The 26,705-nt window shown below is 72.6% G+C and carries 21 protein-coding genes and 3 pseudogenes; 11 read left to right on the top strand and 13 right to left on the bottom strand.

All coding sequences use genetic code 11. The features are described 5' to 3' along the window. Positions 1-221: 221 nt before the first annotated feature. From sucB to FGF04_RS23700, 4 genes and pseudogenes are all read right to left on the bottom strand, one after another. Positions 222-1,463, bottom strand: a pseudogene (gene sucB, locus FGF04_RS23715) (2-oxoglutarate dehydrogenase, E2 component, dihydrolipoamide succinyltransferase); the annotation flags it as partial. Positions 1,464-1,542: 79 nt separating this feature from the next. After that, positions 1,543-2,931: a dihydrolipoyl dehydrogenase gene (lpdA, locus tag FGF04_RS23710; RefSeq protein ID WP_149513294.1), complete on the bottom strand. Its 1,389-nt coding sequence runs from the start codon at positions 2,929-2,931 to the stop codon at positions 1,543-1,545. Between the two features lie 294 nt (positions 2,932-3,225). Continuing rightward, complete coding sequence (locus tag FGF04_RS23705; protein ID WP_149513293.1) at positions 3,226-4,767, bottom strand: leucyl aminopeptidase; 1,542 nt, start codon at positions 4,765-4,767, stop codon at positions 3,226-3,228. A gap of 187 nt (positions 4,768-4,954) precedes the next feature. Further along, positions 4,955-5,449, bottom strand: a pseudogene (locus FGF04_RS23700) (adenosylcobinamide-GDP ribazoletransferase); the annotation flags it as partial. A 47-nt stretch (positions 5,450-5,496) separates the two neighbouring features. Between FGF04_RS23700 and FGF04_RS23695 the strand changes: the two are divergent. Continuing rightward, positions 5,497-6,627 (top strand): class I SAM-dependent methyltransferase, encoded by a 1,131-nt coding sequence (locus FGF04_RS23695; RefSeq protein ID WP_149513292.1) that lies wholly within the window; start codon positions 5,497-5,499, stop codon positions 6,625-6,627. On the opposite strand, the gene FGF04_RS23690 is transcribed toward FGF04_RS23695, so the two are convergent. Beyond that, positions 6,617-7,816, bottom strand: coding sequence for a bifunctional adenosylcobinamide kinase/adenosylcobinamide-phosphate guanylyltransferase (locus tag FGF04_RS23690; protein ID WP_149513291.1), 1,200 nt, complete (start codon positions 7,814-7,816; stop codon positions 6,617-6,619). The genes FGF04_RS23695 and FGF04_RS23690 overlap by 11 nt on opposite strands. Before the next feature lie 160 nt (positions 7,817-7,976). On the opposite strand from FGF04_RS23690, the gene FGF04_RS23685 reads away from it, so the two are divergent. Then, a complete protein-coding gene (locus FGF04_RS23685; RefSeq protein ID WP_149513290.1) occupies positions 7,977-8,189 on the top strand; it encodes a hypothetical protein in 213 nt (70 codons plus the stop codon). A gap of 110 nt (positions 8,190-8,299) precedes the next feature. Here FGF04_RS23685 and FGF04_RS23680 read toward each other — a convergent pair whose 3' ends face one another. Further along, positions 8,300-9,001, bottom strand: coding sequence for a class I SAM-dependent methyltransferase (locus FGF04_RS23680; protein WP_149513289.1), 702 nt, complete (start codon positions 8,999-9,001; stop codon positions 8,300-8,302). An 83-nt stretch (positions 9,002-9,084) separates the two neighbouring features. Beyond that, the gene (locus FGF04_RS23675) at positions 9,085-9,711 is read right to left on the bottom strand and encodes a DUF3043 domain-containing protein (protein ID WP_188114196.1); all 627 of its coding nucleotides are present in this window, start codon (positions 9,709-9,711) and stop codon (positions 9,085-9,087) included. Between the two features lie 277 nt (positions 9,712-9,988). Here FGF04_RS23675 and FGF04_RS23670 point away from each other — a divergent pair, with 277 nt between their 5' ends. The 5 genes and pseudogenes from FGF04_RS23670 (at position 9,989) to FGF04_RS23650 (ending at position 16,265) form a co-directional block, all read left to right on the top strand. Further along, entirely contained in the window at positions 9,989-10,786 is a 798-nt protein-coding gene (locus FGF04_RS23670; protein WP_149513288.1) for a PspA/IM30 family protein, read from the top strand. A 47-nt stretch (positions 10,787-10,833) separates the two neighbouring features. Beyond that, positions 10,834-11,115, top strand: a complete 282-nt coding sequence (gene pspAA / locus FGF04_RS23665) for a PspA-associated protein PspAA (RefSeq protein WP_149513806.1) — start codon at positions 10,834-10,836, stop codon at positions 11,113-11,115. Then, positions 11,115-12,308, top strand: a pseudogene (locus FGF04_RS23660) (sensor histidine kinase); the annotation flags it as partial. The gene pspAA and the pseudogene FGF04_RS23660, both read left to right, overlap by 1 nt. Next, positions 12,305-12,979 carry a response regulator transcription factor gene (locus tag FGF04_RS23655; protein ID WP_149513287.1) on the top strand — a complete coding sequence of 225 codons (675 nt, stop codon included), beginning with the start codon at positions 12,305-12,307 and terminating at the stop codon, positions 12,977-12,979. The pseudogene FGF04_RS23660 and the gene FGF04_RS23655, both read left to right, overlap by 4 nt. A gap of 187 nt (positions 12,980-13,166) precedes the next feature. Further along, positions 13,167-16,265, top strand: a complete 3,099-nt coding sequence (locus FGF04_RS23650; protein WP_149513286.1) for an efflux RND transporter permease subunit — start codon at positions 13,167-13,169, stop codon at positions 16,263-16,265. Between the two features lie 75 nt (positions 16,266-16,340). Here FGF04_RS23650 and FGF04_RS23645 read toward each other — a convergent pair whose 3' ends face one another. Then, positions 16,341-16,811: an Lrp/AsnC family transcriptional regulator gene (locus tag FGF04_RS23645; RefSeq protein ID WP_149513285.1), complete on the bottom strand. Its 471-nt coding sequence runs from the start codon at positions 16,809-16,811 to the stop codon at positions 16,341-16,343. A 79-nt stretch (positions 16,812-16,890) separates the two neighbouring features. On the opposite strand from FGF04_RS23645, the gene FGF04_RS23640 reads away from it, so the two are divergent. Continuing rightward, positions 16,891-17,949, top strand: a complete 1,059-nt coding sequence (locus tag FGF04_RS23640) for a Glu/Leu/Phe/Val dehydrogenase dimerization domain-containing protein (protein ID WP_149513284.1) — start codon at positions 16,891-16,893, stop codon at positions 17,947-17,949. Positions 17,950-18,038: 89 nt separating this feature from the next. Here FGF04_RS23640 and FGF04_RS23635 read toward each other — a convergent pair whose 3' ends face one another. Continuing rightward, positions 18,039-18,953, bottom strand: a complete 915-nt coding sequence (locus FGF04_RS23635; RefSeq protein WP_188114195.1) for a LysR family transcriptional regulator — start codon at positions 18,951-18,953, stop codon at positions 18,039-18,041. 99 nt (positions 18,954-19,052) lie between these two features. On the opposite strand from FGF04_RS23635, the gene FGF04_RS23630 reads away from it, so the two are divergent. After that, a complete protein-coding gene (locus FGF04_RS23630; RefSeq protein ID WP_149513282.1) occupies positions 19,053-19,868 on the top strand; it encodes an SDR family NAD(P)-dependent oxidoreductase in 816 nt (271 codons plus the stop codon). Between the two features lie 123 nt (positions 19,869-19,991). Here FGF04_RS23630 and nadA read toward each other — a convergent pair whose 3' ends face one another. Beyond that, positions 19,992-21,176, bottom strand: coding sequence for a quinolinate synthase NadA (gene nadA / locus FGF04_RS23625; protein ID WP_149513281.1), 1,185 nt, complete (start codon positions 21,174-21,176; stop codon positions 19,992-19,994). Positions 21,177-21,515: 339 nt separating this feature from the next. Between nadA and FGF04_RS23615 the strand changes: the two genes are divergently transcribed. Beyond that, positions 21,516-21,872 (top strand): HesB/IscA family protein, encoded by a 357-nt coding sequence (locus FGF04_RS23615; RefSeq protein WP_107018256.1) that lies wholly within the window; start codon positions 21,516-21,518, stop codon positions 21,870-21,872. 127 nt (positions 21,873-21,999) lie between these two features. On the opposite strand, the gene FGF04_RS23610 is transcribed toward FGF04_RS23615, so the two are convergent. Together FGF04_RS23610 and FGF04_RS23605 are read right to left on the bottom strand one after the other, a co-directional pair. Beyond that, complete coding sequence (locus tag FGF04_RS23610) at positions 22,000-23,595, bottom strand: hypothetical protein (protein ID WP_149513279.1); 1,596 nt, start codon at positions 23,593-23,595, stop codon at positions 22,000-22,002. Positions 23,596-23,770: 175 nt separating this feature from the next. Further along, entirely contained in the window at positions 23,771-23,998 is a 228-nt protein-coding gene (locus tag FGF04_RS23605) for a hypothetical protein (RefSeq protein ID WP_149513278.1), read from the bottom strand. Positions 23,999-24,158: 160 nt separating this feature from the next. Here FGF04_RS23605 and FGF04_RS23600 point away from each other — a divergent pair, with 160 nt between their 5' ends. Then, entirely contained in the window at positions 24,159-25,133 is a 975-nt protein-coding gene (locus tag FGF04_RS23600) for a carbohydrate kinase family protein (protein WP_149513277.1), read from the top strand. Positions 25,134-25,299: 166 nt separating this feature from the next. On the opposite strand, the gene FGF04_RS23595 is transcribed toward FGF04_RS23600, so the two are convergent. Then, positions 25,300-26,694 carry a cysteine desulfurase/sulfurtransferase TusA family protein gene (locus tag FGF04_RS23595; RefSeq protein WP_149513276.1) on the bottom strand — a complete coding sequence of 465 codons (1,395 nt, stop codon included), beginning with the start codon at positions 26,692-26,694 and terminating at the stop codon, positions 25,300-25,302. Between the last annotated feature and the right edge of the window lie 11 nt (positions 26,695-26,705).

Genomic DNA, 26,705 nt, shown 5'->3' with positions numbered 1-26,705 from the left:
ATCAAGGCCGCCCCCTAGGAGCGCCCCTTCAGGGGCGCGGGGAACTGCGCGACAAGCCACACACGACCCGCAGTCGGCGGACGGCCGTTCTTTTCAGGGGCGCGGGGAACTGCGCGAACGGCCCCCACCGGCCCGCAGGTAACGACGTGGCGGCGGGCAACGCAAAGCGCCCCCGCCCGACAAGCCGGGCAGGGGCKCCTCTTCGTGCGGTGAGGCGGAGCCTACAGGCCGAGCTCGACCTCGAACTCGCCCGCCTCCAGGATCGCCTTGACCGCCGTCAGGTAACGGGCGGCGTCGGCGCCGTCCACCAGACGGTGGTCGTAGGACAGCGTCAGGTACGTCATGTCACGGACGCCGATGACCGTGCCCTCGGCCGTCTCGATGACGGCCGGGCGCTTGACCGTGGCACCGATGCCCAGGATCGCGACCTGGTTCGGCGGCACGATGATCGTGTCGAAGAGCGCACCGCGCGAACCGGTGTTGCTGATCGTGAAGGTCGCGCCGGACAGCTCGTCCGGGGTGATCTTGTTCGCCCGGACCTTGCCCGCCAGCTCGGCGGTGGCCTTGGCGATACCGGCGATGTTGAGGTCGCCCGCGTGCTTGATGACCGGGGTCATCAGGCCCTTCTCGGAGTCCACCGCGATACCGATGTTCTCGGTGTCGAAGTAGGTGATCGTGCCCTCGTCGACGTTGATCCGGGCGTTGACGGCCGGGTGGGCCTTCAGCGCCTGGGCCGCCGCCTTCACGAAGAACGGCATCGGCGAGAGCTTGACGCCCTCGCGCGCCGCGAAGGAGTCCTTCGCCTGCGCGCGCAGCTTCATCAGGCGGGTGATGTCGACCTCGACGACCGAGGACAGCTGGGCCTGCTCGTGCAGGGCCTTCACCATGTTGTCGCCGATGACCTTGCGGATGCGGGGCATCTTCACGGTCTGGCCGCGCAGCGGCGAGGCCTCCAGCGACGGCGCCTTCTTGGCGGCCGGCGCGGCGGCGGCCGGAGCCGGAGCGGCGGCAGCGGCCTTCGCGGCCTCGGCGGCGGCGATGACGTCCTGCTTGCGGATGCGGCCGCCGACGCCCGTGCCCTTGACGGTGGACAGGTCGACGCCGTTCTCGGCGGCGAGCTTGCGCACCAACGGGGTCACGTGGGTGGCCTGCGGGGCCGGCTCCGGAGCGGACTCCTCGGCGGCCGGGGCCTGCGCGGGCTCGGCGGCCGGGGCGGACTCGGCCGCGGGGGCGCCCGAACCGTCGTCGATGACGGCCAGCTCGGCGCCGACCTCGACCGTCTCGTCCTCGGCGACCTTGATGGAGGCGAGCACACCGGCGGCAGGGGAGGGGATCTCGGTGTCGACCTTGTCSGTGGASACRTCGAGCAGCGGCTCGTCGGCCTCGACGCGCTCGCCCTCGGCCTTCAGCCAGCGGGTGACAGTGCCCTCGGTGACGCTCTCGCCGAGCGCCGGAAGGGTTACGGAAACCGCCATGGTTTCGGTTGCTCCTTACGAATTGCGGAAGTCTGTGTCGTCGCGTCGTGCGGTGACCGAGGGTCGGTCAGTCGTGCGAGTGCAGCGGCTTGCCGGCGAGCGCGAGGTGGGCCTCGCCCATCGCCTCGTTCTGCGTGGGGTGGGCGTGGATGAGCTGCGCCACCTCGGCGGGCAGCGCCTCCCAGTTGTAGATCAGCTGGGCCTCGCCCACCTGCTCGCCCATGCGGTCGCCGACCATGTGGACGCCGACCACGGCACCGTCCTTGACCTGGACGAGCTTGATCTCGCCCGCGGTCTTGAGGATCTTGCTCTTGCCGTTGCCCGCAAGGTTGTACTTCAGAGCGACGACCTTGTCCGCGCCGTAGATCTCCTTGGCCTTGGCCTCGGTGATGCCCACGGAGGCGACCTCGGGGTGGCAGTACGTCACCCGGGGCACGCCGTCGTAGTCGATCGGGACGGTCTTCAGGCCGGCCAGACGCTCCGCCACCAGGATGCCCTCGGCGAAGCCGACGTGCGCGAGCTGGAGCGTCGGGACCAGGTCGCCCACGGCCGAGACGGTCGGCACGTTGGTGCGCATGTACTCGTCGACCACGACGTAGCCCCGGTCGACGGCGACGCCCTGCTCCTCGTAGCCGAGACCGGCGGAGACCGGGCCGCGGCCGATGGCGACCAGGAGGATCTCGGCCTCGAAGGTCTTGCCGTCGGCGAGGGTCACGCGGACGCCGTCCTGCGTGTACTCGGCCTTGTCGAAGAAGGTGCCGAGGTTGAACTTGATGCCGCGCTTGCGGAACGCGCGCTCAAGAAGCTTGGAGCTGTTCTCGTCCTCGACCGGCACGAGGTGCTTGAGGCCCTCGATGATCGTGACGTCGGTGCCGAACGACTTCCACGCGGAGGCGAACTCGACGCCGATGACACCGCCGCCCAGCACGATCGCGGACTTCGGGACGCGGTCCAGCGTCAGCGCGTGGTCCGAGGAGATGATGCGGTTGCCGTCGATGTCCAGGCCCGGCAGAGACTTCGGCACGGAGCCGGTCGCGAGCAGCACGTGGCGGCCCTGGATCCGCTGGCCGTTGACGTCCACCGAGGTCGGGGACGAGAGCTTGCCCTCACCCTCGATGTACGTCACCTTGCGCGAGGACACGAGGCCCTGCAGGCCCTTGTACAGGCCGCTGATCACGTCGTCCTTGTACTTGTGGACGGCGGCGATGTCGATGCCCTCGAACGTGGCCTTGACACCGAACTGCTCGCTCTCGCGTGCCTGGTCGGCGATCTCGCCCGCGTGCAGCAGGGCCTTGGTGGGGATGCAGCCGTTGTGCAGGCAGGTGCCGCCGAGCTTGTTCTTCTCGATCAGGGCGACGTCCAGGCCCAGCTGCGCTCCGCGCAGGGCCGCGGCGTAACCGCCGCTGCCACCGCCGAGGATCACTAGGTCGAAAACGGTGCTGGCGTCGTTCGCCACGTCACGTCCTCCATGCATGTGCGCCGGCGCCGGTCTCCAGTGACCGGGCGGCGGCTGGTGTCCGGCCGCTCTTCTTCGGCCCTGGCGGGCCCTGTCCTGCCGAGAACCCATCTTCGCACTTGTCGGGGAGAGGCGGGACGCCGGGCCGCGCTGTGGGACGTCTGATCGATCACACGCGCCCTGTAAGGGGCGCGGGACCGTATTCATGTGCGGCTCCGCCGCGTGGGCGCGATCAGCCGAGTCGGGCCCGCACCCGCCGTCGCAACGGGTGCGGGCTCGATCGGTGGGCGGGCGTCAGCCCAGATCCCCGACGGCGGTCAACTCAGCCAGCCGGACCAACGTACGAACGGCGGACCCGGTCCCACCCTTAGGGGTGTAACCGAACGGCCCCTGCTCGTTGAAGGCGGGCCCGGCGATGTCCAGGTGGGCCCACGTGATGCCCTCGCCGACGAACTCCTTCAGGAACAGCCCGGCCACCAGGCCGCCGCCGTAGCGCTCGCCCATGTTGGCGATGTCGGCGGTGGGGGAGTCCATCCCCTTCTTGAGGTGCTCCGGCAGCGGCATCGGCCACGCGGCCTCGCCGACCTCCTCGGCCGCCTCGTGCACCGCGGAGCGGAACGCGTCGTCGTTCGCCATGATCCCGAACGTGCGGTTGCCCAGCGCCAGCATCATCGCGCCGGTCAGGGTCGCCACGTCGACGATCGCGTCGGGGTTCTCCTCGGAGGCCTTGGCGATCGCGTCGGCCAGCACCAGCCGGCCCTCGGCGTCGGTGTTGAGGACCTCGACGGTCTTGCCGCTGTACATGCGCAGCACGTCGCCCGGACGGGTGGCGGAGCCGGAGGGCATGTTCTCGGCGAGCGCGAGCCAGCCGGTCACGTTGACCTCAAGGTTCAGCCGCGCGGCGGCGACGACGGCGGCGAAGACCGCCGCCGCACCGCTCATGTCGCACTTCATCGTCTCGTTGTGCCCGGCGGGCTTGAGCGAGATGCCACCCGAGTCGTAGGTGATGCCCTTGCCGACGAAGGCGAGGTGCTTCTTCGCCTTGGAGGAGGTGTACGAGAGCTTCACCAGGCGGGGCGTGGAGGCGGAACCGGCGCCGACGCCGAGGATGCCGCCGTAGCCGCCCTTGGCGAGGGCCTTCTCGTCGAGCACCTGCACCTTGATGCCGTGCTCCTTGGCCGCGGCCTGCGCCACTGCGGCGAAGGCCTCCGGGTTCAGGTCGTTCGGCGGGGTGTTGATGAGGTCGCGGGCGCGGTTGAGCTCCTCGGACACGGCCGTGGCGCGCTCCAGGGCGGCCTTGAACGCCTTGTCGCGCGGCTTGCCGCCGAGCAGCGTGGCCTCGCCGAGCGGGGCCTTGCCGTTCTTTGCGGCCTTGGCGTCCTTCGCGATGTCCTTGTACGCGTCGAAGGAGTACGCGCCGAGCAGCACGCCCTCACCGACGGCACCGGCGTCGGCGGCGTCCTCGACCGGCAGGGCGAACCCGGCCTTCTTGGTGCCCGCCAGGGCGCGGGCGGCGGCGCCGGCCGCGCGGCGCAGCGTCTCCGCGGAGAACGAGCCGTCCTTCTCGGGGAGGGCGCCGAGGCCGACGGCCAGGACGAGGGGTGCCTTGAAGCCGGACGGCGCGGGCAGCTTCGTCACCTCGCCCTCGCCGCCCGAGGCGCCGAGGGTCTCCAGAACGCCGGCGAGCCTGCCGTCGTACGCCTTGTCGACGGCTTCGGCGCCCGGGGCGACCACGAGGTCGCCGGACGCGGAGCCGGTGACCTTGGCGACACCGACGACGATCGCGTCGACCCGCAGGCCGGGCGCCGCGGCGGTGCTGAGAGTGAGAGCAGTCACGGTGGTGAAATCTCGCTTCCGTTGAGTTGCTGTGGCCGCCAGGGGTGAGGCCGGCCCGGACGTTCGGAGTCCCGGGCACGAGCCTACGCGCGGTGCCGCGTTCCGCTCGTGCCGGTGCGGGGTCGTCCCGTGGGTGGTCCCGTGCGGCGGTCCCGGACGGCCGCCCCGCCACCACGCGCCGGTCCGGTCAGGACAGGAGGCAGAACACGACCAGCGCCGTCGTCGCGGCCGTCTCCGCGAGCGCGCCGAAGACGTCGCCGGTCACCCCGCCGAAGCGGCGCGTGCAGTGCCGCAGCAGGGCTTCGGAGGCGGCGCAGGCGAGCAGCACGGCCAGGGCGGCGCCCAGCACGCCGTACGGCCCGAGCAGCGCGCCCGCGCCGGCCGCCGAAGCGGTGACGGCGACCGCGGTGAGGAGGGCGGCCCGCACGGGGACCGTGCCCGCGACCGCGGCGCCCAGGCCCTCGGGACGGGCGGGCGGCACGCCCGCGCGGGCGGCCAGGGTGAGCGCGAGCCGGGCGGCGGCCGCCGAGACCACCGCCGCGAGGGCGCCCCGGGTCCACGAGGACCCGTACGCCTGGGAGAGCGCCGCGACCTGGGCGAGCAGGACGAGCAGCAGGGTGACGACCCCGAACGGGCCGATGTCCGACCGCTTCATGACGTCCAGCGCGCCCTCGGCGGGCCGGCTCCCCCAGGTACACGGCGCGGCGGACCGCCGCCCAGCGCCGCGCCGTGTACCTGGGGGAGCTGGCCCGGGGCACCGACCGCTTCCACGAACCGCGCAGACCCGACTGCCCCTGGTGCGGCTCGCGGCGGCTGCGCACCCGGCTGCGCACCCCGGACCTGCTCCAGCACAAGCCCGGCACCTTCGTCGTCGACGAGTGCGAGGACTGCGCGCACGCCTTCCAGAACCCCCGCCTGACCACCGAGGGCCTCGCCTTCTACCACCGCGACCTCTACGGACACGAGGACGGGCACGGGGACGGACACGAGGACGGGGGCCGGGACGAGGACCGGGACGGGCACCCCGGCGGCCTGGACCGCGAGGGCTTCGCCGAGCGGACCCTGCGCTCCCGGGCCGGACGCCGGCGTCACGAGGCCGCGGCCCGCGCGATGCTCCCCTTCCCCGAACCCGAGAGCTGGCTGGACGTCGGCACCGGCCACGGCCACTTCCCGGCGGCGGCCAAGGAGTTCTTCACGTACACGTCCTTCGACGGGCTCGACCCCACCGCACGCGTCGAGAAGGCCCGGGCGGCCGGCCGGGTCGAGGAGGCGCACCGCGGCCTGCTGCCCGACCTGGCCGGCCGGCTGCGCGCCCGCTACGACGTGGTCAGCATGTTCCACCACCTGGAGCACAGCCCCGACCCGCGCGCGGAACTGCGCGCCGCGCTCGCCGTGCTGCGCCCCGGCGGGCACCTGCTCGTCGAGGTCCCGGACCCGGACTGCGCGTTCGGCGCGCTGCTGGGCAAGTGGTGGGTGTCCTACTGCCAGCCGCGGCACCTGCACCTCATGCCCCTGCGCAACCTGCTCGACGAACTCGACGCGCAGGGCTGCTCGGTCGTCTCCACCGACCGCCGCGAACCGCACGTCCCGTACGACCTGACCGGCGCCCTGGCCCTCGCGATCGGCAACCGGCTGCCCGGCGGCGACGAGCCCTGGCGCCCCACCCCGCCGACCGACCTCCAGCGCACCCTGCGCACGGCCCTCACCCGGGCCGCCGCCCCGCTGCTCGCCTCCGCCTCCGTGCTTGACCACGCCCTGGCCCCGCTGCTGCGCCGCACCCGCTTCTCGAACGCCTACCGGATCATCGCCCGCAAGAACGACCGCGCGCCGTCGCCCTCCTGGCCCGGCCTCAGCCCCTGAGGGCGAGCGCCTGCCCCGCCACCACCAGCAGCACGTGCTCGCACTCGGCCGCGAACGCCGCGTTCAGGCGCCCCAGTTCGTCGCGGTAGCGGCGGCCCGAGGCGGTGGCGGGGACGATCCCGGAACCGACCTCGTTGGAGACGGCGACCACCGTGCGGCGGGACTCCCGGACGGCGGCCGTCAGCTCCTCGACGCGCGTGCGCAGCGCGCGTTCGCCGCCGCCCGCCCACTCGGCCTCGTCCCACGCGCCCACCGCGTCCATCGCGTCCGTCAGCCACAGGGACAGGCAGTCGATCAGCACCGGCGGCCCGTCCTGTGCCAGGACCGGGACGAGGTCGCAGGTCTCGGCGGTGCGCCAGGAGCCCGGGCGCCGCTCGCGGTGCGCGTGCACCCGGGCCGCCCACTCGCCGTCCCCGCTGCGGGTGCCGCCCGTCGCCACGTACAGCACGTCCGGGAAGGCCTCAAGGCGCCGCTCGGCCTCGACCGACTTGCCCGAGCGGGCCCCGCCGAGCACCAGCGTCCGGCGCGGCACGTCGGGCACGTCCTCGTACACCCCGACGGTCAGCGTCGCGCCGTCCGGCACCGCCCGCGCCCCCGCGGCCGCGAGGCGCCGCCGCAGCTCGCGGCCCGGCGGCACGTCGTGGTCCAGGTGCACCGCGATCACGTCGGTGGCGGGCCCGGCCGCGCCCGCCAGCCGCAGCCGGGCCAGCGCGTCCGGCCGCCCGACGACGTCGCCGACCACCATGTGGTACGCCTCGCCCGCCCCGTCCAGACCCGCGGGGGCCGCGCCCGGCGGCAGGTAGAGCAGCCGCTGCCCGTCCGGCCCCGTCACCGCGTACCCGGTGCCCGGCGCGTCCATCGCCAGTGCCCGCACCCGGTGGCCCGTCAGCAGCGTCAGCTCCCGCCCGTCCGGCACCCGGCCCGGCTGCGGCAGCCCCGCGGGCACCTCCACGGCGGGCCCGTCGTGCGGATGGGACAGCAGCACCTGCCGCACCCCGCTCAGCGAGTGCCCGGACCGGGCCGCCGCGAAGGCCGCGCCGGGGGTCAGGTCCAGCAGCAGGGTCCCGTCGACCAGCAGGGCGGTCGCCGCCCGGGCGTCCGGTCCGAGCGCCACCGCGCAGGCGGCGCACGGGCAGTCGGGCCTGGGCAGTCCGAGGGGCCCGCCGGTTCCAAGCAGAGTCACGTCCACGGGCCCGATTTTTCCGTGCCGGCCGGGCTCGTGCCCGTCAGGGGGTGCGCCCCCGGCGCCCCACAGTTCTCGACCTGCACTTTTGCCCACCGGCCGGTTGACGGAGCGCCTAGGCTGACGGCGACAGTCCGATCTTGCTACGTACTTTTGGGAGGCTGACATGGCGGCATGGACGTGGCGGTTCGAGAAGGCCGACGGAACGGAAGTCCAGCCCGCGGTCCAGCCCGAGGAGTTCACCACCCAGGGCGACGCGGAGTCCTGGCTCGGCGAGCACTGGAAGGCACTGGCCGAAGGGGGCGCGGACCAGGTCCGGATCTTCGAGGACGCCGCGGAGGTCTACGGTCCGATGAGCCTGCACGCCGAGGCGTCCTGAATCCGGAAGCCCGTACGCCCCGTCGTAGCCCGTACGGGTGAACCGTGCGGGTGGTGGGGGAGAGGGGCCGCGGCCGTACGCAGGCCGCGGCCTCCGCGCCGTCCGGCGGGTCAGCCCCGGACGCCGCACAGGTGCAGCAGCGCCGCCACCCGGCGGTAGGGGTCCGTGCGGCCGGCCCGCTCCTCGGCGGCCAGCAGGACGTCCACGTCGTCCGGCACCGGGGCGCCGTCGGCGGCCGTGTCGGTGAAGACCCGCACCCCGTACCAGGTGTGCAGCGGGGCCCCGATCCCGGCGAGGGTGCCGGTGAGGGCGTCGAGCCCGTCGGCCCGCACGTCGAGCCCGAGCCGGTTCGTGTACGTGCTGCTGTCGAAGGAGGCCAGCGCCCCCGGCCAGTCGCCGGAGAGCCCAGGGCGCATGGCCAGCGCGTCCGCGTTGCGCACCAGCAGCGACAGCAGCCCGCCGGGCGCCAGCATCCGGGCGAGCCCCGCCAGCAGCGCGTCGGGCTCCTCGACGTACATCAGCACGCCGTGGCACAGCACCACGTCGAAGCTGCCGGGCATGAAGTGCACACCGGTGTCGCGGCCGTCGCCCTCGACGATCCGGACCCGGCCGCGGATGCCCTCGGGCTCGGCGGCGAGCGCCTCACGGGCCACGGAGATCATCCGGGAGTCCTGCTCGATCCCGGTCACCTCGTGCCCCGCGCGGGCCAGCCGCAGGGCCTGCGTGCCCTGGCCCATGCCCACGTCCAGCACCCGCAGCCGGCGGCCGACGGCGAACCGCGCGGCTATCTGCTCGTCGAGCTGCCGGGCCACCAGCTCCTGCCGTACGACGTCACGCAGCGCACCCAGCCCGCTGAGCCAGGCATCCGCCGCGCCGCCCGTGAAGGGTGCCGCGCTCAGGGCCGCTCTCCGCGCTTGACCTGCGGCTTCGGCAGCCGCAGGCGACGCATCTGGAGGCTGCGCATCAGCGCGTAGGCGACGGCGCCCCGCTTGGACTCGTCCGGGAAGCGCGCGTTCAGCTGCTTCTTCAGACGGATCGCGATGCCGATCGAGTCGAGCACGATCAGCACGATCACGAAGAGCCACGCCAGCAGCGCCACGTTCTGCAGCGACGCGACCCGGACCATGCTCAGCACGAGGATGACCACGGCCAGCGGCAGGAAGAACTCGGCGATGCAGAACCGCGAGTCGACGAAGTCCCGCGCGAGCTTGCGCACGGGGCCCTTGTCCCGGGCGGGCAGGTAGCGCTCGTCGCCGCTGGCCAGTGCCTGGCGCTGCTTCTCCATGTGGGCCCGGCGCTCGTCGCGCTGCCGCTTGGCCGCTTCCTTGCGCGTCGTGGGCGTGTTGGCCACGCTGCGGCGCTGGGACTGGGCCTGACTGCGCTTGGGAGTGGGACGGCCCTTGGGGGCCTGCGGGTCACGGGGCTGAGGGGAGTCGGTCAGCGACGCCTTGTCGGCGTGGGCCTTCTCGTCTTTGGCGCGGCTACGGAACACAAAACCCAAGGGTAAGGGGTGCGGAGGCATGGACGACGGCCGAGTGGGGAACGATCCGGCAACACCGGACGTCTGTAGGGGGACAGAGAGGACGAATGGGGACGGCGGTGTGCGGTGGTGGTGACCGGCCCCGGGGCGAACCCCGGGAGGCCCGTACTCCTTACGCCGGAGCGGGATCGTCGTCAGTCGTCCTTGGGGATGAGCGCATCCGTCCCCGAACAGTGCGGTAATGGATGCAGGGCCCGTACTGTTGGTCCTGTTGCAGTCGCTGGAGCCGGAGTCCGTCAGAAGGGGGCGCGCGAAGCCCATGAGCGGTGTCATGAAGCGTATGGGGATGATCTTCCGCGCGAAGGCGAACAAGGCCCTTGACCGGGCCGAGGACCCGCGCGAAACCCTCGACTACTCGTACCAGAAGCAGTTGGAGCTGCTGCAGAAGGTGCGCCGCGGCGTCGCCGACGTGGCGACCTCCCGCAAGCGCCTGGAGCTGCAGCTGAACCAGCTCCAGAGCCAGTCCTCCAAGCTGGAGGACCAGGGCCGCAAGGCGCTCGCGCTCGGCCGGGAGGACCTGGCCCGCGAGGCGCTGTCGCGCCGGGCCGCCCTGCAGCAGCAGGTGACCGACCTGGAGACCCAGCACCAGACCCTGCAGGGCGAGGAGGAGAAGCTCACCCTCGCGGCCCAGCGGCTCCAGGCCAAGGTCGACGCCTTCCGCACCAAGAAGGAGACGATCAAGGCGACGTACACGGCCGCCCAGGCGCAGACCCGGATCGGCGAGGCCTTCTCCGGCATCTCCGAGGAGATGGGCGACGTCGGGATGGCCATCCAGCGGGCCGAGGACAAGACCGCCCAGCTGCAGGCGCGGGCCGGCGCCATCGACGAGCTGCTCGCCTCCGGCGCCCTCGACGACCACTCCGGGCTCGCCAAGGACGACATCCAGAGCGAGCTGGACCGGCTGTCGGGCGGCACGGACGTGGAGCTGGAGCTGCAGCGCATGAAGGCCGAGCTGGCCGGGGGCTCCTCGTCCTCCCAGCAGGCGATCGAGGGCGGTGCGGGTCAGACTCGGTCCCAGCAGCAGCCGCAGGACACCCCGCGCTTCGACAAGCAGTAGTCGACGGCAGCAGTCGCGGGCCGCGGTCCCACGCCTAGGAGGGCGTCATGATCGTACGGATCATGGGGGAGGGACAGGTGAGGCTGGACGACGTCCACCTCGCCGAACTGGACGAGCTGGACGACGAGCTCCTCGCGGAGACGAGGTCCGGCGACGAGGAGGGCTTCCGGCGGACGCTGGGCGCGCTGCTCGACGCGGTGCGCCGCCTGGGCGCACCGCTCCCCGACGACGCGCTGGAACCGTCGGAGCTGATCCTCCCGTCCCCGGACGCCACGCTCCCGGAGGTCCGGGAGATGCTGAAGGACACGGACGGCCTGATCCCGGGCTGATCCGTTTTCCGCCCCCGCCGCCCCTTCCCTTCCCGTCCCTGGGGGCTGCGCCCCCAGACCCGCTGCGGGTCCTCGTCGCCACCGGCGCCCTGTCCGCCGTGGAGTTCGTGACCGGCGACCCCCGCGCCCCCGTCGTGATGTCCGCCGTCGTCGCCCTCTACACGGTCGCCTCCACCACCGACCGCCCCACCACCTGGCGCGTCGGCCTGCTCACCATGACCGTCCTGACCGGCGTCGCCATGCTCGCGGGCCCCCTGCCCTGGTACGCCCAGGAGAACCTCGGGATCTTCGCGTGGACGGGCATGGCCGCCGCCGCGGGCGACGCGGTCCGCAGCCGCCGCGCCTTCGTGGACGCCATAAGGGAGCGCGCCGACCGGGCCGAACGCACCCGCGAGGAGGAGGCCCGCCGCCGCGTCGCGGAGGAGCGCCTGCGCATCGCCCGCGACCTGCACGACGTCGTCGCCCACCACATCGCCCTGGTCAACGTGCAGGCCGGGGTCGCCGCCCACGTCATGGACAAGCGCCCGGACCAGGCGAAGGAGGCCCTCGCCCACGTCCGCGAGGCCAGCCGCTCCGCGCTCAACGAACTGCGCGCCACGGTCGGCCTGCTGCGCCAGTCCGGCGACCCCGAGGCGCCCACCGAACCGGCGCCCGGCCTGCACCGCCTCGAAGAGCTCGTCGGCACCTTCCGCAGCGCGGGCCTGCCCGTCGAGGTGGCCCGCACCGACCAGGGCACGACCCTCCCGGCCGCCGTCGACCTGGCCGCGTACCGCGTCATCCAGGAAGCCCTCACCAATGTGCGCAAGCACGCGGGCCAGGACGCGAAGGCCGAGGTCAGCGTCGTACGGGTGGGACCGGACGTGGAGATCACCGTCCTCGACGACGGCCCCGGCGACGACGCGGCGGCCCGGCTGGAGGAGAACGGCGGCCACGGGCTCCTCGGCATGCGCGAGCGGGTCACCGCGCTCGGCGGCACCTGCACCGCGGGACCCCGCTACGGAGGCGGCTTTCGGGTGCATGCGATCCTGCCGGTCAGCGGCCGGCCGGGAGGCACGGCCCCCGCGCCCGCGACCACCGCGGTCCCGGTGACCGCGGCGCCCGCCTCCGGGAGGCCCGCCGCCACCGCACCCGCCTCCGCCACGTCCACGCCCGCCGCACCCGCGCACAAGGCAGTCAAGGGGAACCCCGCATGACCATCCGCGTCCTGCTCGCCGACGACCAGGCACTGCTGCGCAGCGCCTTCCGTGTCCTGGTCGACTCCGAGTCCGACATGGAGGTCGTGGGGGAGGCCTCCGACGGCGCGGAGGCGGTGCGCCTGGCGCGCGAGGAACGGGCCGACGTCGTCCTGATGGACATCCGCATGCCCGGCACCGACGGCCTGGCCGCGACCCGCCTCATCAGCGCCGATCCCGGCCTCGCCCACGTCCGCGTGGTCATGCTGACGACCTTCGAGGTCGACGAGTACGTGGTCCAGTCGCTGCGGGCCGGCGCCTCCGGCTTCCTCGGCAAGGGCTCCGAGCCGGACGAACTGCTCAACGCCATCCGCGTCGCGGCCGGCGGCGACGCGCTGCTGTCGCCCGTCGCCACCAAGGGGCTGATCGCCAAGTTCCTCGCGCAGGACGACGACGACCGCGACCCCGCTCGCACCGAACGCCTGGACGCGCTCACCGTCCGCGAGCGCGAGGTCCTCGTCCAGGTCGCCGGCGGGCACTCCAACGACGAGATCGCCGAGCGCCTCGAAGTCAGCCCGCTCACCGTGAAGACGCACGTCAACCGCGCCATGGCCAAGCTGGGGGCACGCGACCGGGCCCAGCTCGTGGTGATCGCGTACGAATCCGGGCTGGTACGCCCAAGGGTGGAGTGAGCTCCACCCGTACGTACTGCGGTCGCGGTATGCGCCGCATAAGGAACGGGACCTGGGGGCGACGGGTCGCACTCCGCCGATGGCTCAGAGTGATAGGCGAATGCTCACATGAGCCCGTCGCGCCGCTCGTCACCCACACGTCACGGCCGAGCCCGGTCCCGAACCACAGAAGAGAGACCCGCCACCCATGTCCTGGCTGTCCCGTTTCAGCCTCGCCCAGCGTGCCCTGATCGGGCTGATGTCGATCATCGCGCTCGCCTTCGGGGCGATAGCGATCCCGCAACTCAAGCAGCAGTTGCTGCCCACCATCGAACTGCCCATGGTGTCGGTCCTGGCGCCGTACCAGGGCGCGTCCCCCGACGTGGTCGAGAAGCAGGTCGTCGAGCCCATCGAGGACAACCTCGAAGCGGTCGACGGGATCTCCGGCGTCACCTCCACGGCCAGTGAGGGCAACGCCCTGATCATGGCCTCCTTCGACTACGGCAACGACTCCGCGCAGATCGTGGCCGCCGTCCAGCAGGCCGTGAACCGCGCCCGCGTCCAGCTCCCGGACGACGTGGACCCGCAGGTCGTCGCCGGTTCCACCGACGACATCCCGACCGTGGTCCTCGCCGTCACCTCGGACCGGGACCAGCAGGCCCTCTCGGACCAGCTGGACCGTACCGTCGTCCCCGCGCTCAAGGGCATCGACGGCGTCGGCCAGGTCTCGGTCGACGGCGTCCAGGACCTGGAGGTCGCGGTCACGCCCGACGACGCGAAGCTGGCGAAGGCGGGACTGACCACGACCGCGCTCGGCCAGGCCCTCCAGGCGGGCGGCGCGACCGTCCCGGCCGGCTCCTTCGACGAGAACGGCAGCAACCGCACGGTCCAGGTCGGCGGCGGCTTCACCTCGCTGGAGCAGATCGAGGACCTGATGGTCCCCGGCGAGGGCGGCAAGAAGCCCGTACGCCTCGGTTCCGTCGCCACCGTCGAGGAGAAGGCCGCCAAGACGGAGTCCATCACCCGCACGGACGGCAAGCCCAGCCTGGCCGTCTCCGTCACCATGGACCACGACGGCAGCGCGGTCGCGGTCTCCGACGAGGTCCAGGACAAGCTGCCCGGCCTGCGCAAGGACCTCGGCTCCGGCGCCACCCTGACGGTCGTCAGCGACCAGGGCCCCGCCGTCTCCAAGTCCATCAGCGGTCTGACCACCGAAGGCGCGCTCGGACTGCTCTTCGCCGTCCTCGTCATCCTCGTCTTCCTGGCGTCGGTCCGCTCGACGCTGGTCACCGCGGTCTCCATCCCGATGTCGGTCGTCCTCGCGCTGATCGTGCTCTGGGCCCGCGGCGAGTCGCTCAACATCCTCACCCTCGGCGCCCTCACCATCGCCATCGGCCGGGTCGTCGACGACTCGATCGTGGTCCTGGAGAACATCAAGCGGCACCTCGGCTACGGCGAGGAGCGCCAGGAGGCGATCCTCAACGCGGTACGCGAGGTCGCGGGCGCCGTCACCGCCTCGACGCTCACCACCGTCGCCGTCTTCCTGCCCATCGGCCTGACCGGCGGCATGGTCGGCGAGCTGTTCGGCTCGTTCTCCCTGACGGTCACGGCGGCCCTGCTGGCCTCGCTGCTCGTCTCCCTGACGGTCGTACCGGTGCTCTCGTACTGGTTCCTGCGCGCCCCCAAGGACGTGCGCGGGGCCGACCAGGAGGAGGCGCGCCGCAAGGCCGAGGAGAAGGAGGCGCGCAGCCGCCTGCAGCGCTTCTACGTGCCCGTGCTGCGCTTCGCCACCCGCCGCCGCCTCACCAGCGTGGCCATCGCCGTGGTGGTGCTCCTGGCCACGTTCGGCATGGCGCCCCTGCTGAAGACGAACTTCTTCGACCAGGGCGACCAGGAGGTCATCACCGTCAAGCAGGAGCTGAAGCCCGGCACCAGCCTGGCGGAGACCGACGACCAGGCGAAGAAGGTCGAGCGGATGCTCGACGGCGTCAAGGGCGTCGAGGACTACCAGGTCACCGTCGGCTCCTCCGGCTTCATGGCCGCCTTCGGCGGGGGCACGGACACCAACCAGGCCTCGTACACCGTCAAGGTCGCGGACTCGGCCTCCTTCGACGACGTCCAGGACGGCATCGAGGAGGGGCTCGGCAAGCTCTCCGGCATCGGTACGACGACGGTCGCGGCCGGTGACGGGTTCGGCAGCCAGGACCTGAGCGTCGTGGTGAAGTCCGCCGACGCGGACGTGCTGCGCGAGGCGGCGGAGAAGGTCCGCGACGAGGTCGCGAAGCTCGACGACGTCACCGACGTCACCAGCGACCTGGCCCAGTCGGTGCCGCGGATCTCGGTCAAGGCCAACGACAAGGCCGCTGCCGCGGGCTTCAACGACGCCACGCTCGGCGCGGCCGTCGGCCAGGCGGTGCGCGGCACCACCAGCGGCAAGGCGATCCTGGACGACACCGAGCGGGACGTCGTCATCAAGTCGGCGAAGCCCGCCGAGACGCTGTCCGAGCTGAAGGCCCTGAAGCTCGGGCCGGTGGAGCTCGGCGACATCGCCACGGTGAAGCTGGTCGACGGCCCGGTGTCGATGACCCGCATCGACGGTCAGCGCGCGGCCACCATCACGGCCAAGCCGACCGGCGACAACACCGGCGCGGTCAGCACCGAGCTCACCTCGAAGCTCGACAAACTGAAGCTGCCGGCCGGCGCCACCGCCTCCATCGGCGGTGTCTCGGAGGACCAGGACGACGCGTTCGCGTCCCTGGGCCTGGCGATGCTCGCGGCGATCGCGATCGTGTTCATGCTGCTGGTGGCGACCTTCCGGTCGCTGATCCAGCCGCTGATCCTGCTCGTCTCGATCCCGTTCGCGGCGACGGGTGCGATCGGCCTGCTCGTGGTGACCGGCACCCCGCTGGGCGTGCCGTCGCTGATCGGCATGCTGATGCTCATCGGCATCGTCGTCACCAACGCGATCGTGCTGATCGATCTGATCAACCAGTACCGCGGGCAGGGCTACGGCGTCGTCGAAGCCGTGCTGGAGGGCGGCAGGCACCGGCTGCGCCCGATCCTCATGACGGCCCTGGCGACGATCTTCGCCCTGCTGCCGATGGCACTCGGCATCACCGGCGAGGGCGGCTTCATCGCCCAGCCGCTCGCGGTGGTCGTGATCGGCGGCCTGATCTCGTCGACGCTGCTGACCCTGCTGCTCGTACCGACGCTGTACGCGATGGTGGAGCTGCGCAAGGAACGCCGCGCGACGAAGAAGGCCGCCAAGCGCCAGGCTGCCGCCGAGCCGGAGCCGGCGGGCGTGTGACCGCCTGACCGCGTCGACCGCTGTGCCCCCGTACGTCGTACGGGGGCACAGTCGTGTCCGCGTTCCCCACAGCTCTCAGGAGGCGTCCCCAGGGGGCAGGGGTTCCAGCACGGGGTTGGTCAGGTGCTGGAAGATGATCGACGTGCGGAAGCCGACGATCTCGCGGCGGTCGGTGAACTGGTCCAGCAGAAATGCGTGCAGATGGTCGATGTCCTGGGCCGTGACGTGGACGAGGAAGTCGTCGCTGCCCGCCATCGTGTAGACGGAGACCACTTCCGGCAGCCGGGTCACCGACTGCTCGAAGGCGGCGACGACGTCCCGGCGCAGGGGCCTGACCTGGGTGAAGACCATCGCCTGTACGGAGCGGTTGAGCGCCCGCAGGTCGACCTCGGCCCGATACCCCCGGATGACGCCGCGGCTGCGCAGGAGCCTGGTGCGCTCCAGGCAGGTGGAGGGGGCGATGCCGAGCTTCTCGGCGAGGGCGCGGTTGGACAGGCGACCGTCCGCCTGCAGATGGCGCACGATCGCTGTATCAAGTTCGTCCATGAACGGCTCCTGGGGGCGCATGCCGAATTTCCTTCAGCCGTACGGTCTTCGGCTCGTGCATCAGTCTAATTTCGCGGGTATGAGTGAAGCATTCGCACATGAGGACGTCGTCGTCCGCCGTGGCCGCCGGTCCGGTCTGCCCCTGATCGTCGCCGTCCACTCCCGGGCGCTGGGACCGGCGGTCGGAGGCTGCAGGCTGCGCCGCTACGCCGACTGGCGCGAGGGGCTGGCCGACGCGCTGCGCCTGTCGGAGGCGATGACCTACAAGGCCGCGGTGGCCGGCCTGGACTTCGGCGGCGGCAAGAGCGTGATCGCTCTCGACCGGGACACCGAGCTCACGCCGCGGCTGCGCCGGGCCGCGCTGGAGGACCTGGGCGAGCTGATCGCCTCCTTCGAGGGCTCCTACCGCACCGGCCCCGATGTGGGCACCGGTCCCGACGACATGGTGGTGCTGCGCCACTTCTCGCCGTACGCGTACTGCGCGCCCGAGGAGCACGGGGGCACCGGCGACTCCGGCGGTCCCACCGCCGTCGGTGTCCTGGCCGCCCTGCACGCCGGTGCACGGCACGTGTTCGGCACCGCGTCCTGCGCCGGCCGCACCGTGGTGGTCAGCGGATTCGGCTCGGTCGGCGGCCGCGTCGCCGCCGCCCTCGCCGCCGAGGGGGCGCACGTGGTGGTGTCCGACGTCGACGCCTCCCGCAGGCAGGACGCGCTGGCGAAGGGATACGGATGGGCCGAGCCCGCGCAGGCCCTGTCCGCGCCCGCCGACATCCTGGTCCCCGCCGCCGTCGGCGGAGTGCTCAGCGAGGAGAGCGTCCTCACGGTGGGCGCCCGCCTGGTCGTCGGCCCGGCCAACAACCAGCTCACCGAGGAGGGCGTCGCCGACACCCTCGCCCGGCGCGGGGTCGTCTGGATCCCCGACTACGTCGCCGGTGGCGGCGGCATCGTCTACGCCCTCGGCCGGGAGTCGCAGGGTGAGGACCACGAGACGGCCCGGCGGCGGGTGGCGGGCATCGGCGACACCGTGAGCGGCATCCTCGACCTGTCCCGGTCGGCCGGGATCACGCCGCTGCGGGCGGCCCGGCGGATCGCCGAGGACAGGCTCGCCGCCGCGGCCCCGCGGACCCGGGCCGCCTGACAGCCGGGCGGGAGCGAGGGCCCGGTACCGCGGTCGCCGTCGTCACCACCGGGGCCGCGACTGTCGCCGCGGCTACCGCCGTCCCCGCCTCAGGCCTCGCGGTCGGCGACGGCGCGGGCGATTTCCACCAGCTCGGACCGGACGGCGGCGGTGGCGGCGGTGAGCGTGCCGACGTGGGCGAGCACCATGGAGCGGCCGCGCCAGGCCGGATCGGCCACCGGGAGGGCTACGACCCCGCCGGGGAGCACACCGGCGGCGAGGCTTGGGATCGTGGTGATCCCCAGCCCGGCGGCCACGAAGCCGAGCCGGGTGCTCCATTCGCCGAGTTCCGCGGTGATGCGCGGGTGCGACAGGGTGGGCCATGCGCCGAACTGCGGCTCGCCCCGCGCTCCGCGTCCGGCCACCCACTCCTCGTCGGCGAGCTCCGCGACCGGTACCCGCCTCAGGTGGGCGAGACGGTGCCGTTCGCTCATGGCGACGCACAGGGGGCCGGACGGCAGCGGCTCGGTCTCGATCCCGGTCAGGTCCCAGTCCGGCAGCCCCTCGCCCCGGGCCAGGAGGGCGAGATCCAGCCGCCCCGCGCGCAGCCGGCGGATCTGCACCGGCGTCGACGACTCCAGGAACACGACCTCGACCGAGGGGTGCCGTGCGCGGACGCGGGCGATCGTGCGCGGGACCAGATCCATGGCCGTGGTGGGATAGCCGCCGAGCGCCACCCGGCCGCCGAGCGGCTGCGCGTGGTCGGCGAGTTCGCGTGCCGCGGCGTCGAGCTGGTCGAGGACGGTGACGGCGCGGCTCGCGAGCCGCTGCGCCGCCGCGGTCGGCTCCACCCCGCGCGGACCGCGCCGGAACAACTGCGTCCCCGCGGCCGACTCCAGTGCGCCGATCTGCTTGGACAGCGCTGACTGCGTGAAGCCCAGCCGTTCGGACGCCGCGGTGAACGAACCGGTCTCCAGCACCGCGCGCAGTGCCCGCAGCAACTGGGGGTGAACGTCGAAGGCCATGCGCGCCATCATGCCAGCAAGGAATACCTGCCATGATCATCATTCGCTTGTGGCATGCGCGGGCGTCGCCGAGGGTGGAGGGCGAAAGGAGAAACACACATGAGCAAGATCTGGTTCGTCACAGGCTCCTCCAGCGGCTTCGGCCGGCTCTGGGCGCAGGCCGCGCTGGAGCGCGGTGACCGCGTCGTCGCCACCGCCCGCGACCTCTCCGCCCTCGACGACCTCGTCGGGCGCTTCCCCGACACCGTCCTGCCGCTTCAACTCGACGTCACCGACCGCGAGGGCGTCTTCGCCGCCGTCGAACGGGCCACGCGGTGGTCCGGGCGGCTCGACGTCGTCGTGAACAACGCCGGCTACGGGCACTTCGGCATGGTCGAGGAGGTGACCGAGCGCGAACTCCGTCAGCAGATGGAGACCAACTTCTTCGGCACGGTCTGGGTCACCCAGGCGGTCCTGCCCGTCCTGCGGCGTCAGGGCGGCGGCCGGCTGCTCCAGGTCACGAGCGAGGGCGGCGTGCGCTCCTATCCCGGCATCGGGGCCTACCACGCCTCGAAATGGGCGGTCGAGGGCCTGTCCGAGTCCCTGCGCCAGGAGGTCGGGCCCCTCGGTGTCCATGTGACCTGCGTCGAGCCCGGCGCCTACGCCACCGACTGGCTGGCGCGCGGATCACGCCGGAGCGCGGAACTCGCGGACTACGCCTCCGTACGGGCCGAGACCGCGCCCGAGTTCGAGATCGGTGACCCCGAGGCGACCAAGGCGGCCGTCCTCGAACTCGTGGACACCGACCGGCTGCCCGCCCGGCTCATCCTGGGCCGTGTGTTCCCCGCAGTCGAGGCGATCTACCAGGAGCGCCTGCAGACCTGGCGCGACTGGCAGCCGACGTCGCTGCGCGCCTTCGGACCGGCGGCCGACTGACACGGGCGGCCGCCGGACAAGGGTCCGTACGCGGGMGAGGGGCGTCCTTCCGGCCGGAAGGACGCCCCTCACCCGCGTATGTACGGAACCCGCGACGGAACCCGCCGCAGGTACGGAGCCGGGTTACGGCAGCGCCAGCATCCGCTCCAGCGCCAGCTTCGCGAACCGCTCCGTCTCCCGGTCCACCTCGATGCGGTTGACCAGCTTGCCCTCGGCCAGGGACTCCAGGGTCCAGACCAGGTGCGGCAGGTCGATGCGGTTCATCGTCGAGCAGAAGCAGACCGTCTTGTCGAGGAAGACGATCTCCTTGCCCTCGGGGGCGAATCGGTTCGCCAGGCGGCGGACCAGGTTCAGCTCCGTGCCGATGGCCCACTTGGAGCCCGCCGGTGCCGCCTCCAGCGCCTTGATGATGTACTCCGTGGAGCCCACGTAGTCGGCCGCGGCCACCACCTCGTGCTTGCACTCGGGGTGCACGAGGACGTTCACGCCGGGTATGCGGGCGCGCACGTCCTCGACCGACTCCAGCGAGAAGCGGCCGTGCACCGAGCAGTGCCCGCGCCACAGGATCATCTTCGCGTCCCGCAGCTGCTCGGCGGTCAGCCCGCCGTTGGGCTTGTGCGGGTTGTAGAGGACGCAGTCGTCGAGCGACATCCCCAGGTCGCGGACGGCCGTGTTCCGGCCCAGGTGCTGGTCGGGCAGGAACAGCACCTTCTCGCCCTGCTCGAACGCCCAGTTCAGCGCCCTCTCGGCGTTGGACGACGTGCAGATCGTGCCGCCGTGCCTGCCGGTGAACGCCTTGATGTCCGCGGACGAGTTCATGTACGACACGGGCACGACCTGGTCGGCCACCCCGGCCTCGGTCAGCACGTCCCAGCACTCGGCGACCTGCTCGGCGGTGGCCATGTCGGCCATCGAGCACCCGGCGGCCAGGTCCGGCAGGACCACCTTCTGGTCGTCCGAGGTGAGGATGTCCGCCGACTCGGCCATGAAGTGCACGCCGCAGAAGACGATGTACTCGGCCTCGGGGCGCGCCGCGGCGTCCTTGGCCAGCTTGAAGGAGTCACCCGTGACGTCCGCGAACTGGATGACCTCGTCGCGCTGGTAGTGGTGGCCCAGCACGAAGACCTTGTCCCCGAGCTTCTCCTTGGCCGCACGGGCGCGCTCCACCAGGTCCGGGTCGGACGGCGAGGGCAGGTCACCGGGACATTCGACGCCGCGCTCGCTCCGCGGGTCTGCCTCCCGGCCGAGAAGCAGCAGGGCGAGGGGTGTCGGCTGGACGTCGAGCACCTGGGTCTGGGCGGTGGTCACGACACGCACCCTTTCTGTTCTGCGGCTCGCTGGACCGTCCGGGTGGGGCGATCGAGCAGGACACGCCTTTTCGTCGAATTGACGCTATCTATCATAACCGCTTCACGTCACTTTGACGATGCCCATAGCGTCCATGTGACGTGAATCCCGTGAAGGGTCTCAAGGGGGGCCGGCGGGGCGTCCGCGGTGGCTTGTCCACAGGACGTTCTCCGCTTTCCGGCGGGTGTGCGAGCATGAGATGAGAAGACAAAGACTCGACGCCCGGCCCGGAATGAATCCGCGGCCCCGACGGTTGCAACCGTCGGCAAGCAGTCTCCGTACAACCCGGGAGAGAAGCAGATGTCCGTATCGGACGAGACCACCACCGTGAGCGACGGCATCCTCCTGTCGGACGCCGCCGCGGCCAAGGTCAAGGGCCTGCTGGAGCAGGAGGGCCGTGACGACCTCGCGCTGCGCGTCGCCGTCCAGCCCGGCGGCTGCTCCGGCCTGCGGTACCAGCTCTTCTTCGACGAGCGCTCCCTGGACGGCGACGTCGTCAAGGACTTCGGCGGTGTGAAGGTGGTCACCGACCGCATGAGCGCTCCGTACCTGGGCGGTGCCTCCATCGACTTCGTGGACACCATCGAGAAGCAGGGCTTCACGATCGACAACCCGAACGCGACGGGCTCCTGCGCCTGCGGCGACTCGTTCAGCTAGTCCCCGGCCGCACCACCCGGCGACGGTCGCAGAAAGGCGGCGCCCCCTCCAACGGGGCGCCGCCTTCCGCGTTCTCGTGCCGATCCGTTCCGGGGCACCGGCGTGCCGGGCCGCCGCAGGCGCGGAGTCAGCCGACCGGGTCCGGCAGGTCCTTCTCCGGCGGTACGGTCCCGCCGTCCGCGTCGACCACCTTGCGGTCCCCGAGCGGCTCGTCGAGGCCGACCTTCTCGTGGAAGGTCTTCGCGATCATGATGCAGACCTTGTCCGGCCACGGCTCGTAGGCCACCCGGACGGTCACCGCGGCGCCGGACTCGTCCGCCGAGGCCGTGTAGTCGCCGCACACGCCGCCCGTGAAGCGCACGGTCAGCTGCTTGCCGTCCACGCTGTAACCCTCCACCCGGACGTCGTCGCCCGAGGGCGCCGCGCTCTTGCCGTCGCCGGGTGCGTCCGTGCGCGGATCGGGCCGCGCGGCGGTCAGGTACCGCGGGTCGACCGCGGGATGCGTGACCGTGTAGCGGTCGCCGCCCCCCGGCGGCCGCACCTCGAAGAGCCAGGACGGCACCAGCGCCTGCCGCCCGTCCACGAACTGCGCGGCCAGCCCGAACACGGCGTCCTCGACCACGATCGGCTCGGACTTCGGCGCCGCGGTCGACGTCTCGCAGGGCGTTCCGCTCCCGTCCTGGCCCCTGAGCGGTACGGGTCCGGCGCAGCCGCCGATGCCCGCGCGCCCGTCGCCGGTACCGGACCCGCCGGTCCCGGCCCCGTTCAGCAGGCGCAGGGTCTTCTCCGCGTCGAGGACGGGGTACGTGTCACCCTTCGCCGGCGCCTTCACCTGGCCGCTGCCGCCCACCACTCGGCCGTCCGGGCCGACCTGGACGCCGGTCGTCCAGCCGTAGGTGGGCAGTCCGCCGAACTCCGGCTCCGCGTTCACCACGCGCACGCCGTCCATCAGCTGGTCGGCGTCGAGCTTCGCGTCGTCCTGGCCGACCGCCTTGAGGACCGGCGCCGCCGCCCTCTTCGCGGCCTCCGGGCTCACCGGGTCCACGGCGGCGCCCCGGGCGCTCTCGCTCCCGCCGCCCTTCCCGGCTCCGCCGTCCTTGCCGCTGCCGCCGTCCTTCCCCGTGTCGCCGGGGCTCCGGTTCGCGCACGTGGTCGTGCCCTTGCAGTCGTCGCCGCCCGGCGCGAAGCGGCTGAACGTCCAGGCGCCCGGCGCCTTCCTGTTCACCCGCAGACCGGACCCGAACCCGTCCTTGGTGGCGCCGACCTGCCACGCGTCACCCGTTGCCTTCGGGGTGCCCTCCACCCCGAGCGCCCGCGCAAGATCCGCCACCTCGGACGCGGTGACCTCGCCCTTCGTCCGGTACACGGCCGCGGAGGAGGGGCCGTCGGGCAGCTCGCCGCCGGCGCGGTAGACCGCGCCGTTCGGGTCGGGTTCGCCGGGCGCGATGCCCTCCGTGCCCCCGGTGCCGCCCGTGCCGTCCGCGCCGCCCTCCGAGTAGCCGTCGAGGGCCAGGGGCGGCGGATCCCCGTCGCGGCCCGGCGCGCCGGAACGGTCCCCGCCGCCGGAACCGCCGGACGCGGTGGCGGCGACGTACGCCCCGCCGCCCCCGACGAGGAGCACCGCGGCCGCCACCGAGGCGACGGCCGCCGGCGAACGCCGCCGGCGCGGCCGGTCCTCGTCGGCGGCCCCTGCCGCGTCGTTGTCGGATCGCTCGGTGTCCACCGCATTGCTCCTTCTGCCACGCAGTCGTCCCACGGGACCCACCTCCTGACCGGATCAGGGCACAGCGGGGTCGTATCCTGTCTCCCCTTTACGGGGGACAGCGGTGGGACGCGGCGGGGGAGCGTGCGGTTCCCTTCGCGAGGAGCGGGTTCGTACCGCGTACGCCGCCCGGGGTTCAGTCCCCGTAGTCGGACATGGCGTCCAGCAGGCGGGCGGAGGCCGGCGGAACGGTCACGCCGTGGATGAGTGCCGGGGACACCGGGCGGGCAGTGATCCGGACGGGGGCCTCCCAGTGCGGGACCATGCGCGCGCAGTCGCCCTGCAACTGCGCCAGACCGCCCTCAACTGCATCGGGGGTGCCGGGGCCGAGCGGGGCGTCGCCATGGAGCCTGAGGTTCGTCATACCGGAACCGTATGCACCGGAAGACCGTATAAAAAGCCCTACTATCGGGTAGTTCTGCCTGCTTCGCAGCCCTGGCTCGATCAGGACTCCGCCGTCGCCCAGGCACCGACCCGGTAGCGTGAACTGTCAATCCCCCTCCTCGCAGGAGTGTGTCCTAGCCGTGCGTATCGCTGTCTCGGGCTCCATCGCCACCGACCACCTCATGACCTTCCCCGGCCGCTTCGCCGACCAGCTGGTCGCGGATCAGCTGCACACGGTCTCCCTCTCCTTCCTGGTCGACAACCTGGACGTGCGCCGGGGCGGTGTCGGCGCGAACATCGCGTTCGGCATGGGCCAGCTCGGCACCTCGCCGGTCCTGGTCGGAGCCGCGGGCTCCGACTTCGACGAGTACCGCGCCTGGCTGGAGCGGCACGGCGTCGACACCGACTCCGTCCGCATCTCCGAGGTGCTGCACACCGCGCGCTTCGTCTGCACCACGGACGCCGACCACAACCAGATCGGCTCGTTCTACACCGGCGCCATGAGCGAGGCGCGCCTCATCGAGCTCAAGAACGTCGCCGACCGCGTCGGCGGCCTCGACCTCGTCCTGATCGGCGCCGACGACCCCGAGGGGATGCTGCGCCACACCGAGGAGTGCCGCAGCCGCGCGATCCCCTTCGCGGCCGACTTCTCCCAGCAGATCGCCCGCATGGACGGCGACGAGATCCGCCTGCTCCTGGACGGGGCGACGTTCCTCTTCTCGAACGAGTACGAGAAGGGGCTCATCGAGTCCAAGACCGGCTGGAGCGACGCCGAGATCCTGTCCCGGGTGGGTCACCGGGTGACCACGCTCGGGGCGCGCGGGGTGCGCATCGAGAGCGTGGGGGCCGACCCGATCGAGGTCGGTGTCCCGGAGGAGACGGCGAAGGTCGACCCGACGGGTGTCGGCGACGCCTTCCGCGCGGGGTTCCTGTCCGGGCTCGCCTGGGGCGTCTCGCACGAGCGGGCCGCGCAGGTCGGCTGCATGCTCGCGACGCTGGTCATCGAGACCAAGGGCACGCAGGAGTACCAGCTGCGGCGCTCGCACTTCCTGGACCGCTTCACGAAGGCGTACGGGCACGATGCGGCGGCGGAAGTTCAAGGGCATCTGGCTTAAGGCCGCTGCCCGGGGCCTGGCCGGCCGGGCCCCGGGTGTCGTCTGCGGGCCGGTGGGGGTCGCCCGCGCAGTTCCCCGCGCCCCTGAAAAGCGCCCCTCAGGGGCGCGGGGAACTGCGCGACCAGCCCCCACCGGCCCGCAGTCAACCCCGGCGCGCGCGGAGCGCTTACGCGCGGCGCACCACGTACGCCGTCCCGCCGGCCACCGGTTCCTCCCCCACGTACTCCTGCCCCCGCATCTCGCACCACGCCGGAATGTCCAGCCGCGCGGCCTCGTCGTCCGACAGGACGCGGACCGTGCCGCCGGGAGGCACGTCGTCGATGACCTTGGCGAGCTCGATCACCGGGATCGGGCAGCGCTTGCCGAGCGCGTCCACGACCAGCACGTCCGGGGCGGGGGAGCCCGCCCCGGCGGCCCCCGCCGGGACGCCCGCCGGAGCGCCCAGCTTCTCCCGGACCGCCGCGACCGCGCGGGGCAGGACCTCCAGGAAGCGGTCCACCTCCTCCGCGGGGGTTCCCAGCGGCAGGGACACCCGGACGTTCCCCTCGCTCAGCACCCCCATGGCCCGCAGCACATGGCTGGGCGTCAGGGTGCTGCTCGTGCAGGACGATCCGGACGACACCGAGAACCCCTCGCGGTCCAGCTCGTGCAGCAGAGTCTCCCCGTCGACATAGAGACACGAGAAGGTGAGCAGGTGGGGGAGCCGGTCCACCGGATCGCCCACCACCTCCACGTCCGGCACCAGCTCGGGCACCCGCGCGCGGACACGGTCCGTCAGCTCCCGCAGCCGTGCCGACTCGGCCGCGGCCTCGGCCCGTACCGCCCGCAGGGAGGCCGCGGCGGCGACGACGGCCGGGATGTTCTCGAAACCGGGCGAACGCCCCGACTCCCGCTCGTCCGCGGGGCCCTGCGGCGCGTACCGCACCCCCTTGCGCACCACGAGCAGCCCGACGCCCGCGGGCCCGCCCCACTTGTGGGCGCTGCCGGTCAGCAGGGACCAGCCGCCGTCGACCGGTCCCCAGGGCAGCGACTGGGCCGCGTCCACGAGCAGCGGCACGCCCGCCGCGCGGCAGGCCTCGGCGACGGCGGCCACCGGCTGCTCCGTCCCCACCTCGTGGTTGGCGGACTGCAGACAGGCGAGCGCGGTGTCCGGCCGCAGGGCGTCCGCGTACGCGTCGGGGGAGACCGCACCCGTGCGCAGAACGGGCACTTCGGACACCGTCCCGCCCGCGTCGCGGTGCGCCTGCGCCGAATGGAGCACCGAAGAGTGTTCGACCGCGGACACGACCAGGTGACGGCCGGTGCGGTGCCGTCCGGCGAGCGCGCCGGCGATCCCCGTGTGCACCGCGCGCGTACCGGACGGGGTGAATACCAGCTCGTCCGGGCGGCAGCCGACCGCCTCCGCGGCGGCCTCGCGGGCCGCGTCCAGGAGCAGCCTGGCGCGCCGCCCCTCGCGGTAGAGGCGGGCCGGGTCGGCCCAGCCCTCGTCCAGCGAGGCGTGCAGCGCCTGGCGGGCGACGGGGTGGAGGGGGGCGGAGGAGGCGGCGTCGAAGTAGGACACGTGGTAACGCT

The sequence above is a fragment of the Streptomyces apricus genome, from assembly GCF_008369065.1.
GTDB lineage: Bacteria > Actinomycetota > Actinomycetes > Streptomycetales > Streptomycetaceae > Streptomyces > Streptomyces apricus.
Note: the sequence above shows the minus strand (reverse complement) of the source record. Positions and strands in the feature narration are given on the sequence as shown.

Bases quoted from the DNA above. Each gene is read 5' to 3' on its own strand.
- FGF04_RS23685 (WP_149513290.1), top strand. From the start codon at position 7,977: ATGGCGGCATGGACGTGGCGGTTCGAGAAGGCCGACGGAACGGAAGTC.
- FGF04_RS23675 (WP_188114196.1), bottom strand. From the start codon at position 9,711: ATGCCTCCGCACCCCTTACCCTTGGGTTTTGTGTTCCGTAGCCGCGCC.
- FGF04_RS23670 (WP_149513288.1), top strand. From the start codon at position 9,989: ATGAGCGGTGTCATGAAGCGTATGGGGATGATCTTCCGCGCGAAGGCG.
- pspAA (WP_149513806.1), top strand. From the start codon at position 10,834: ATGATCGTACGGATCATGGGGGAGGGACAGGTGAGGCTGGACGACGTC.
- FGF04_RS23655 (WP_149513287.1), top strand. From the start codon at position 12,305: ATGACCATCCGCGTCCTGCTCGCCGACGACCAGGCACTGCTGCGCAGC.
- FGF04_RS23650 (WP_149513286.1), top strand. From the start codon at position 13,167: ATGTCCTGGCTGTCCCGTTTCAGCCTCGCCCAGCGTGCCCTGATCGGG.
- FGF04_RS23645 (WP_149513285.1), bottom strand. From the start codon at position 16,811: ATGGACGAACTTGATACAGCGATCGTGCGCCATCTGCAGGCGGACGGT.
- FGF04_RS23640 (WP_149513284.1), top strand. From the start codon at position 16,891: ATGAGTGAAGCATTCGCACATGAGGACGTCGTCGTCCGCCGTGGCCGC.
- FGF04_RS23635 (WP_188114195.1), bottom strand. From the start codon at position 18,953: ATGGCCTTCGACGTTCACCCCCAGTTGCTGCGGGCACTGCGCGCGGTG.
- FGF04_RS23630 (WP_149513282.1), top strand. From the start codon at position 19,053: ATGAGCAAGATCTGGTTCGTCACAGGCTCCTCCAGCGGCTTCGGCCGG.
- FGF04_RS23615 (WP_107018256.1), top strand. From the start codon at position 21,516: ATGTCCGTATCGGACGAGACCACCACCGTGAGCGACGGCATCCTCCTG.
- FGF04_RS23605 (WP_149513278.1), bottom strand. From the start codon at position 23,998: ATGACGAACCTCAGGCTCCATGGCGACGCCCCGCTCGGCCCCGGCACC.